Source organism: uncultured Methanobrevibacter sp., from assembly GCF_902801725.1.
In the GTDB taxonomy this organism is placed as follows: Archaea; Methanobacteriota; Methanobacteria; order Methanobacteriales; family Methanobacteriaceae; genus Methanocatella.
In genome coordinates this window covers 1-6,990 of record NZ_CADCJB010000059.1, presented here as the reverse complement: position 1 = coordinate 6,990, position 6,990 = coordinate 1, and the positions used below count along the sequence as shown (strand labels likewise).

At 35.3% G+C, this 6,990-nt stretch carries 8 protein-coding genes; all 8 read left to right on the top strand.

Features of this window, described 5'->3' with window-relative positions:
* A partial coding sequence (gene mtrH, locus QZV68_RS09725) for a tetrahydromethanopterin S-methyltransferase subunit H (protein WP_296880807.1) occupies positions 1-735 on the top strand: 735 nt, incomplete at its 5' end.
* 163 nt (positions 736-898) lie between these two features.
* Positions 899-2,368 carry a methanogenesis marker 14 protein gene (locus QZV68_RS09720; protein WP_296880806.1) on the top strand — a complete coding sequence of 490 codons (1,470 nt, stop codon included), beginning with the start codon at positions 899-901 and terminating at the stop codon, positions 2,366-2,368.
* Positions 2,369-2,385: 17 nt separating this feature from the next.
* Positions 2,386-2,994 carry an NTP transferase domain-containing protein gene (locus QZV68_RS09715; RefSeq protein ID WP_296880805.1) on the top strand — a complete coding sequence of 203 codons (609 nt, stop codon included), beginning with the start codon at positions 2,386-2,388 and terminating at the stop codon, positions 2,992-2,994.
* Between the two features lie 55 nt (positions 2,995-3,049).
* On the top strand, positions 3,050-3,316 hold the full coding sequence (locus tag QZV68_RS09710) for a PRC-barrel domain-containing protein (protein WP_292606090.1): 267 nt from the start codon (positions 3,050-3,052) through the stop codon (positions 3,314-3,316).
* Between the two features lie 134 nt (positions 3,317-3,450).
* On the top strand, positions 3,451-4,206 hold the full coding sequence (locus QZV68_RS09705; RefSeq protein WP_296880804.1) for an ABC transporter ATP-binding protein: 756 nt from the start codon (positions 3,451-3,453) through the stop codon (positions 4,204-4,206).
* Positions 4,175-5,425 carry a SufD family Fe-S cluster assembly protein gene (locus QZV68_RS09700; RefSeq protein ID WP_296880803.1) on the top strand — a complete coding sequence of 417 codons (1,251 nt, stop codon included), beginning with the start codon at positions 4,175-4,177 and terminating at the stop codon, positions 5,423-5,425. Before QZV68_RS09705 ends, QZV68_RS09700 begins: the two co-directional genes overlap by 32 nt.
* Before the next feature lie 308 nt (positions 5,426-5,733).
* The gene (locus QZV68_RS09695) at positions 5,734-6,159 is read left to right on the top strand and encodes a hydrogenase iron-sulfur subunit (RefSeq protein ID WP_292606096.1); all 426 of its coding nucleotides are present in this window, start codon (positions 5,734-5,736) and stop codon (positions 6,157-6,159) included.
* A gap of 16 nt (positions 6,160-6,175) precedes the next feature.
* On the top strand, positions 6,176-6,990 hold an 815-nt coding region (locus tag QZV68_RS09690; RefSeq protein WP_296880802.1), incomplete at its 3' end, for a F420-nonreducing hydrogenase.

The window sequence follows — 6,990 nt, the reverse complement described above, 5'->3', positions numbered from 1 at the left end:
GTAACCGGAAACCCTTGTGTTGTACAAACTTTCGGTGCTACTGCAGAAGCTATGGTAAAATACTTAGAATTTGTAGGAGACGTCTGTGACAAACCTTTCCTTATAGATTCAACTGCAGCTGCTGCTAAAATTGCAGGTGTAGAATACGTTCAAGAAGTAGGATTATGCGAAAGAGCTGTTTACAACTCTTTAAGTATGGCAGCTGAACCTGGTGAAATCGAAGCTGTTAAAAACTCAGACATCGACGCATCCATTCTCTTAGGTTTCAACCCAATGAAAGCTGGTGTAGAAGGAAAAATCGAAATCTGGGAAACTGGTGGAGATGTAATCGACCAAGGTATTCTCGAAATGGCTGACGAATGTGGTATTACTAAACCATTCATGGATGTAGCAGTTACTCCATTAGGTCAAGGTGCTGGACCTGCTGTAAGAACTTCTTACGCAGTAAAAGCTAAATGGGGATACCCAGTAGGATCCGGTATTCACAACGTACCATCCGCATGGGATTGGTTAAGAGGATACAAAAAAGAACACAAAGAAGCATGGCCTGTTTGTGATATTGGTTCTAACATTGTTCAACAAATGGCTGGAGGAGACTTCGTTCTCTTTGGACCAATCGAAAACGCAAGACTTGCATTCCCTGCTTGTGGTATGGCAGATATCATGATTGCTGAAGCAGCAAAAGATATCGGTACCGAACCTGTTGAAGAACACCCAATTAACAAATTATTATAGATATAAGGGGTCCCGATTAGATGATTCATTTCATCTAATCAATTTTTTTTATTTTTTCTAACTATTTTTTTATAACTGATTTTTTTTAAAAATTTTTTAATAAAATTTATATTATTTTAAAAAGAGATTATTAATTAACTTTATATTTTGGAGAGGTTAGATAATGTCTTTTTTAAGTAAAATTTTCAATAAAGGTCCTAAACCTATAATTGCCCATTCCAAAGATGGCAATTTGGCTACATTAAAGGCTCAGAGGGCAGGTCCTGCAAGTCCGGGTGCTGTTAAAAAGCCTGATACTTTTTATGTAACTGCTTCTGTTGAATTAGGTAACACCACTACAAAATCTATTGTAATGGCTACTAATTTAAATACTAGTGAATCTTATCTTTTGAATAAAACAGTTAAAATGACTCGTGATATTAGGCCACCTAAACCTTCAGAAGAGGTTTTTGGTAAAACTGTGTGGGGAATTGAACTTTCTAAAGAAGCTGTAACTGATTTAATTAGGGATACTGTTTTGGAATCTCTTAAAAAATGTCAAGTCGATAAGGATGAAGATTTGGATTTTGTTGTTAGGTCTACTGGTGTAACTGCAGGTTTTGCAACTGCTGAAGAAGCCGGTCAACTCATTATTGCATTGGCTGATGGTTGTCTTGCAGCAGATATACCTCCTCGTAAGATGTCTCCAGCAATGAGTATTTCCCAACTTCCGGAAAGATTACAGAAACATTCTCTTTTGGAAAATATCATGTTTGATGGGGCTGTTGTAAGTGTTGTTCCTCCTAAAGGTAAAGAAACAGTTGCTAATGAAATGGAAGGGGAACTTGTTACTGCTGGAATTAAATTAGGTGCTAAATGGACTGAAGTTGATTATAGAAACCCTTGTGTTTCTTTAGATTTCGGATCAACATTAGCCGGGCGTATTGTTAATGATAATGAACCTTATGCAAATACTGTTGGTAACTTTTTAGGTCTTGCAGGTGTTGTAAGCGATTCTCTTGCAAGAGGATCAGGTCAGATTGATAAGAAAAATGGTGCTGCATTGGATTTATATTCCGAAAAGGCAATGAAAAAAGCTAATCATAAAAAAGCTGAAGCTAATGCACTTGAGGCTCATAAATTAATCGATATTCGTAAAGTTCCGATGGATGTTCAAAGGTTTGGTACTGTTCCAGTCAATCCTGTTGCTGCAGATAATGCTGGCACTACTTTAATTGGTTGTGATGTTGGTGTTAATGGGGATAAATTACCTGAATTGATGGAATTGGGTGCTCAATTCTATGATGCTGATGGTCTTCCAACCTTGCTTTCAACTTTGGATTATGTCAGTACAAACATTGTTAAAAGGGTTTTGGATGTTGCATTTGAAGAAAATGTTATTGTTCCAGGCTCTGCTTTAGGTATTACTGGAAGGGCAGGAATTACAGGTAGAAAACCGGAACTTATTTTACAGGCAGTGCAGGATAAGTTTGAAAATGTAGTGTTTGTTGAAGATGGTCTTGCTCTTGGTTCAGCAATCATGGCTCGTTGTATGAATTCAATGGGTACTCCTAAATTCCCTATTGGAGGTAAACAAGGAGGAAGATGCATTCTTAAAGATCGTATGAAAATGGCTGGCGGTAAATTCGCTTAAGTTTAATGTGGTTTATCATGATTTATGCAATTTTGATGGCCGGAGGTAGGGGAACTCGACTGAAAGTTCCTTGCGAAAAACCTCTTTTCAAATTACATGATAAACCTTTAATTAAATATGTGATTGAGAATGTAAATCAATCTAAATTAATCGACCAATTGGTTATTGCAGTGAGTCCAAATACCCGTGAAACCATTGATTATTTGAAGTCTCTGGATGATGATTTTCAAATTTTGGATACATCTGGTGATGATTATCTAACTGATTTGTCTTATATTTTGGATTATTTTGAAAAAAAATCCGCTGATGATATTTTGCTTTTTATTAATGCTGATTTGCCATTTATATCTACTGAAACCATTGATTTCGTTTTGAATCATTATTTGAATTCCGACAAGGATGCATTATCAATTTTGGTTCCTGTTGGGATTTTTGAAAATTTGGGACTGGAATATTCCTATGAATTCGATGGCAACGTTCCTTCAGGTTTGAATGTTTTGAGAAGCATTAATATAGTTCAGGATGAGGAACAGCTGGTCATTCCAAAAGTGGAATTGGCTTTAAATATCAATACCATTCCCGACAGTGAAGTTGCTGAAAAATTATTCCATGAATATTATGTTTAAATATGATGAAGTTAAATATTTATATAATTAGATTTAATTTTTATTAGGTGATTTGATGGAAAATAAACAAATTCCAAAAAGAGAAGAAAAATTATGGAGTGAAATCAAAAATTATCAGGTAGCTACCAACAATGCACGTATTCTTGGCGTATTGGATGAATTAATTATCAATGAAAAAACAGGTAAAATCGTTGATATTGCTATTAGGGTAGAAAGTGACCGTAATATTCATGTAAAAGGTGCTAAAAGAAACGGTGACTTATTGTTAGTTCCTTTTGCTAAAGTCGAAAAAGTCGGCGAATTTATTATTGTAACTGAATAATTCAGTTATCTTCTTTTTTTTTATTTATTTTATTATTATTTGATATCCCTTTTTATGGGCTATGTTAAGTATTTATATTTTGTAGATTATATTTATATTAGTATAACAAATTCATATTTTATTAAGGTGATTATATGTTGCTTGAAATTGAAAATTTAGCTGTTGAAGTAGCTGGAAAAAGAGTTTTAAAAGATATTAACCTTTCCATTGCTGAAGGGGAAACTCATGTTCTTTTAGGACCTAATGGTGCTGGAAAAAGTACTTTATTTTTAACCATATTAGGTTTTCCGCAATATGATGTAGTTCAAGGTTCCATTAAATTTAAAGGCCAGGACATTACTAAATTAACAACTGCTGAAAGAGTAAAATTAGGTATTGGAGTGAGTTTCCAAACCCCTCCTGCTATAAGGGGAGTTTCAGTAAGGGATTTATTAAAAATTGAATCTCATCAGGACATGAAAGAGGAATTAAATCCAAGAATGCAAGAATTGGCTAAACAACTTAAGTTCAGTGATGAATTTTTGGATAGGGATGTTAATCTTGGTTTTTCCGGTGGGGAAGTAAAACGTTCTGAAATTTTACAGTTATTGGCTCAGATGCCTGACTTTACCATGTTTGACGAGCCGGATTCTGGTGTGGATATTGAAAATGTTGAATTGTTGGCTTCTGAAATTGGAACTTTGTTGGACAAGGATAAGACTAAACGTCATAGAAAAAGAAGCGGATTGCTAATTACTCATTTAGGTTATATTTTAAACTTTGTCAGTGCGGATAAAGCGCACGTTTTAATGAATGGAGTAATTTCCTGTTCTGGAAATCCTTCTGCAATTCTTGAAGATATTAGGAAAAACGGTTTTAATGGATGTGTTGAATGTGCGCAATGTTTATGATGATGCTGAAAGGGCAAAAGATAAAAAAGCAGCTTTAGGTGCTGATATTACTATTGAAAATTTCACTGATGAAACAGTTAATGCTTTGGACATGATTGACGATTTGGACGATTTGGACAAACAAACTAAAAAAGACCTTTTGCAGGTTGGTGTAGACACCGATGAGACAAACAGGTCAGGATCATTTTTGCAGGTTGATCAAAGTAATATTTTTACAAATAACTCCATGTCCGATTCAATCGAAGTGATGAACATTGGCATTGCACTGGAAAAATACGGCTGGTTGGATGATTACCTTTGGAATGTTGTCAAACCTGACGCAGATAAGTATACTGCTAAAACTGCATTAAGAGAAAAAGAGGATGGTGTCAAAAGCGGTTACTTTGTAAGGTCTCTTCCAGGAACCAAAGAGGTAATGCCTGTTCAAGCGTGTATGTTTATCAGCGATGAAGATATCATGCAGACTGCACATAATGTGATTATCGCTGAAGAAAACTCAGAATTGCATTTGATTACCGGATGTGCAACAGGTGATGATATAGGGTCTGCAATGCACGTTGGCGTATCAGAAATGTATTTGAAACCGGGTTCCAAAATAACCTTTACAATGGTTCACAACTGGGCAGAACAGGTTGAAGTTCGTCCCAGAACCGGTGTTAAATTAATGGATGATTCAACTTACATTAACAATTATATTTTAACAAGTCCTGTAAGCACTATACAATCATTCCCTACTGCTTATTGTGATGGTAAAAACTCAAGAGCTATTTTCCAAAGTATTCAAGGTGGTAAAAAAGACTCAATCATTGATGTCGGTTCAAGAGTTCTTCTAAATGCCCCTGGTGCTAGGGGAGAAGTTATTTCCAGAGCTGTGGCTCAGGATGAATCCAAAATTTACGCAAGAGGTCATTTGGCAGGAACTGTGCCTGATGTTAAAGGGCATTTGGAATGTCATGGATTGGTTTTATCTGACGATAGTTTCATTTATGCTGTCCCTGAATTGGAAGCCAGTTCTGCAAATCTCGAAATGTCTCACGAGGCAGCAGTTGGTAAAATTTCCGAAGATGAGATTAACTACTTGACTTCCAGAGGTATAGATGAAGAAGATGCAGAATCCATGATTGTTAGAGGATTTTTAAATATGGATATAACTGGGCTTCCTGATGAATTAGCTCAGCAAACTCAAAATATGATTGATATGAGTCTTGATGGAATGTAATTCCATCTAATTTTTCTTTTTTTAACGCTATTTTTGTTATTTTCAAAAATTTGTTTTATAGTATATAAACTTTTTGACTTTAATCTCCGAGTAACCTTTATATTAATTATTAATGAAATATATTAATCAGTACATAATGTTATGCTGAGCTAGCTCATTACGTACATAAATTGTGATTTTAAGGCGTACCTAAACATGTATTCCTTAAAAAAAGATTTTAAAATTTTTTAAAAAAGTTTAAAATTGGTTTTGAGAAACACAAGTTTTTCAAAATTGGAAAAAATATTTTATAGAGGAGGAGAAACTCTATGGCTGATGATGTAAAAATTGTAATGTTTTGTTGCAACTGGTGTTCCTATGGAGGAGCAGACACAGCAGGTACTGCAAGGATGCAATACCCACCGAATATTAGAGTTATTCGTGTAATGTGTTCTGGAAGAATTGACCCACAATTTGTTTTAAAAGCATTCCAAGAAGGTGCTGATGGGGTATTTGTAGCAGGATGTCACATGGGTGACTGCCACTATGATGCTGGTAACTACAAATTAGATCGTAGAATGAGATTAATTTATAAATTAGTCGAAGATATGGGAATTGGAAAAGAAAGAGTTCACCACGATTGGATTTCCGCATCCGAAGGTGAAAAATTCTCAGAATCTGTTAAAATGATGGTTAACAGAATCAAAGAATTAGGTCCAGCTCCATTAAAAGAACAATTAGATGCTGAAAGATAAATTGGAGGAGTTTAATATGGCAGATAAAGTAAAAATAGGAACTATGTGGTTTGGTGGTTGTTCAGGTTGCCACTTATCCATTGCTGATTTCCACGAATCCTTAATTGATGTTATGGAATTTGCGGATTTCGAATTTTCCCCTGTACTCATGGATACTAAATATGATGAAGTACCAGAATTAGACATTATTATTGTCGAAGGTGGAGTAAGGAACGATGAAAACAGAGAATTAGCTGAAATGTTAAACGAAAAAGCTAACATGGTTATTTCTTACGGAACTTGTTCCTGCTACGGAGGTATCCCTGGTCTTGGAAACTTATGGACTGTTGAAGAATTAGAAGAAGAAGCATACATTAATTCTGTATCTACTGTAAACCCAGAAGGTATTATTCCTAACGAAGATGTACCTCATCTCGAAAGCAGAGTAAGACCTATTGGTGAAGTTATGGATATCGATTTAATGATTCCAGGTTGTCCACCTCGTTCCGATGTTGTAGCTGAAGCTATTTTAACATTATTAAGAGGAGAAACTATTGAATTACCTTCAACCAACCTTTGTGAAGTATGTCCTAGAGAAAAACCACCTGCTGGTTTAGCTATGGACTTCATTAAAAGACAATTTGAATTAGGAGCTCCTGAACCTGATTTATGTTTAATTACTCAAGGTTTAGTATGTATGGGTCCTGCAACAGTATCCTTATGTGGAGCAGAATGTCCATCTATTGGTATTCAATGTAGAGGATGTTACGGTCCTACTGCTAAAGTATTAGATCAAGGAGCAAAAATGATCAGTGCGATTGCATCTGACTACGGTGTAAACGAAGATAAAAC

Bases quoted from the DNA above. Each gene is read 5' to 3' on its own strand.
- QZV68_RS09705 (WP_296880804.1), top strand. From the start codon at position 3,451: ATGTTGCTTGAAATTGAAAATTTAGCTGTTGAAGTAGCTGGAAAAAGA.
- QZV68_RS09700 (WP_296880803.1), top strand. From the start codon at position 4,175: ATGGATGTGTTGAATGTGCGCAATGTTTATGATGATGCTGAAAGGGCA.
- QZV68_RS09695 (WP_292606096.1), top strand. From the start codon at position 5,734: ATGGCTGATGATGTAAAAATTGTAATGTTTTGTTGCAACTGGTGTTCC.
- QZV68_RS09710 (WP_292606090.1), top strand. From the start codon at position 3,050: ATGGAAAATAAACAAATTCCAAAAAGAGAAGAAAAATTATGGAGTGAA.
- QZV68_RS09715 (WP_296880805.1), top strand. From the start codon at position 2,386: ATGATTTATGCAATTTTGATGGCCGGAGGTAGGGGAACTCGACTGAAA.
- QZV68_RS09720 (WP_296880806.1), top strand. From the start codon at position 899: ATGTCTTTTTTAAGTAAAATTTTCAATAAAGGTCCTAAACCTATAATT.